Below are 2,859 nucleotides of genomic sequence, written 5' to 3'. Positions count from 1 at the left end.
ACGCATGTCGAGTGCAAGTTCTGCCCCTGGCAGGACCGCTGTTGGAGTTCGACATGATGGCCGACAACATCATCTGGCTCGACTTCAATGACGCGCCCGAGCAGCGCGACGAACTGACCTCTGACACCGATGCCTTGCGCGCTGGCTTGCTGGATCGACTCGAGGCTGTTCTCCAGTACCTTTTTCCGCAGGGGCGCATCCGGGGTGGCAAGTTCTACGTCGGTGATGTCGATGGCAACCTGGGCAAGAGTCTGGTGGTTGAGTTGGACGGACCACGGCGCGGCCTGTGGAAAGACTTCTCCACCGATGAGGGCGGCGATGTCATCGATCTGTGGGCGCGCTCGCAGGGCCGTTCTGCACGTAAAGACTTTCCACGCGTTGCTGGAGAGATCCGGCAGTGGCTGGGCCTTGCTCCGCCGAGCATCACGCCGATGCGCCGCGATGTTCGCAGCGTGCCGATGGACGACCTCGGCGCCTACACCGGCAAATGGGATTACCTGACTCCCGATGGCGAGCTGATCGCCTGCGTCTACCGGTATGACCCGCCGACAGGCAAAGAGTATCGCCCCTGGGATGTCCGCGCCCGCATGTGGCGCGCCCCCGACCTCAGGCCGCTCTACAACCAACCGGCCATCGCGAAAGCGCGAGAGGTCGTCCTGGTCGAAGGCGAGAAATGTGCGGCTGCATTGGTTGCTTGCGGCATTGCGGCCACCACGGCGATGAACGGCGCCAAGGCACCAGTCGACAAGACCGACTGGCGTCCACTAGCCGGGAAATCCGTGGTCATCTGGCCGGACCGGGATGCCCCCGGCTGGGACTACGCCGAGAGCGCAGCACGCGCTTGCGTGATGGCGGGCAGCGCATCCGTGGCCATTTTGGTGCCGCCGACCGACAAGCCGGCCAAGTGGGATGCAGCAGACGCTGTCGACGAGGGCTTCGACTGCGCGGCATTCATCGCCCAGGGTGACCGACGGATCGTAAAGGCAGCGGCTCCCTCTCTGCCCACCTTCACGCTCGGCGAACTGCTCGATGACAACTCGCCGCTGCCGCCCGATCTGATCGCTCCGCGCGTGCTGACACCGGCTGGCATGTTGGTGTTCGGTGGCGCACCGAAAGTCGGCAAGAGCGACTTCCTGCTGTCTTGGCTGGCGCACATGGCTGCAGGCGCTGTATTCCTCGGCATGCAGCCACCCCGTCCGCTGCGCGTGTTCTACCTGCAGGCCGAGGTCCAGTACCACTACCTGCGCGAGCGCGTGAAGGATGTGCGCCTGCCATCACACCGGCTTTTGGATGCCCGCGCCAACTTCGTCGCCACACCGCAGTTGCGGCTGGTGCTCGATGACGCGGGACTGGCGCAGGTGATCCCAGCGATCGCGCAGGCTTTCGGCGGCGAGCCTCCCGACATCATCGCCATCGATCCGATCCGCAACGTCTTCGACGGCGGTGACGCTGGAGGCGAGAACGATAACGGCGCCATGCTGTTCTTCCTGTCCCAGCGGGTGGAGCGCATTCGCCAGGCAGTGAATCCGGACGCCGGCGTCATCCTCGCCCACCACACCAAGAAGCTCGGCAAGAAGCAGTTCGAGGAGGACCCGTTCCAGGCACTGGCCGGCGCGGGAAGTCTGCGCGGCTACTACTCGACCGGGATGTTGTTGTTCAGGCCCGACGAGACCAGAACGACCCGCCAGCTGATCTTTGAGCTGCGCAACGGCGCGGGTATCCCGCAACGGCATGTCGACAAGATCAACGGCGAGTGGCGCGAGGTCGATGCCAACGAGCGGCTGGTGATGAAGGACTACGGCGAGCGCTTGGATGCCGAGCGCCGCCGCAAGCGCGACGCGATCCTCCAGATCTTGTTCGAGGAGGCCGGCAACGGGCGCTGCTACACCGCCAACCAGTTCGCGGAGTCCTTCGAGGGCAAGGCCGGTCTGGGCGGCGAGCGAACCATCCGCGAACGCGTCTCCGCGCTGTCGACGCAGGGCTACATCAAGTATTTCCGCAACGCGGCTGACTACGGTCTGCCCTCCAGCGGCCGCACCAAGTTCGGCTATCTCTGCGTCGAAGGCATGGTGCTGCGCATGCCAGCGGGCGATGTCGACACGGCCACCGGCGAGCTGCCGATGCGCGAGCACACGGTGCTCCCCACCCACTACAAGTGCCCGCATTCCGGCGCCTCGATGCCTGTCGAGAACCCCGACGTGTGGGTCTACCACGACGAACTGAACGACCCGGAGGCCTCATGAATATTGCCCAATCGGCAGTTGGCAGCACCGTTGCCAACTGCACCCATTTCCTTGCCAACTACCCGCAGTTGGCAAACCCCTGCCAACTGGAAGTCCAGGTAAATCAAGGTATTGCGGAAAATTACCCGCAGTTGGCAGTTGGCAACGATGCCAACTTGCCAACTGGCGCAAACCCGCGTGGTTGCTGGACTTTCTCCCATTCTCCAGTTGGCGAAAACTCCCCCTCCTACTACGTAGGAGAGGGACCAGAGGGTCCCTCCACTCTACGTAGGGGGCTTGCCGGCCACCCGGGATCAGATCATCGGCGGCCATCCATGCCCTCGATCCTGGCACTGGATCTCGGCACTCAGGCTGGTTGGGCGCTGCGCGACCGCGATGGCGCAGTGACCAGCGGATCGGAATCCTTCAAGCCGCAACGCTTCGAGGGTGGCGGCATGCGCTACCTGCGATTCAAACGCTGGCTCACCGAGATCAAGCAGTCCTGCGACGGCATCGACGCCGTGTACTTCGAGGAGGTACGCCGTCACGCCGGGGTCGATGCGGCCCACGCCTACGGCGGGTTCATGGCCCACCTCACCGCATGGTGCGAGCACCACCAGATCCCGTACCAGGGCGT

General features: G+C 64.2%; 1 protein-coding gene and 1 pseudogene. Both read left to right on the top strand.

Annotated elements, in window-relative coordinates; translation table 11 throughout:
- The first annotated feature begins 56 nt into the window (after positions 1-56).
- On the top strand, positions 57-2,243 hold the full coding sequence (locus RKP46_RS19390; protein ID WP_311108151.1) for an AAA family ATPase: 2,187 nt from the start codon (positions 57-59) through the stop codon (positions 2,241-2,243).
- Between the two features lie 314 nt (positions 2,244-2,557).
- Positions 2,558-2,859, top strand: a pseudogene (locus tag RKP46_RS19385) (hypothetical protein); the annotation flags it as partial.

This window comes from Accumulibacter sp., from assembly GCF_031732815.1.
Taxonomy (GTDB): Bacteria; Pseudomonadota; Gammaproteobacteria; order Burkholderiales; family Rhodocyclaceae; genus Accumulibacter.
This window is presented reverse-complemented; position numbering and strand designations above follow the sequence as displayed.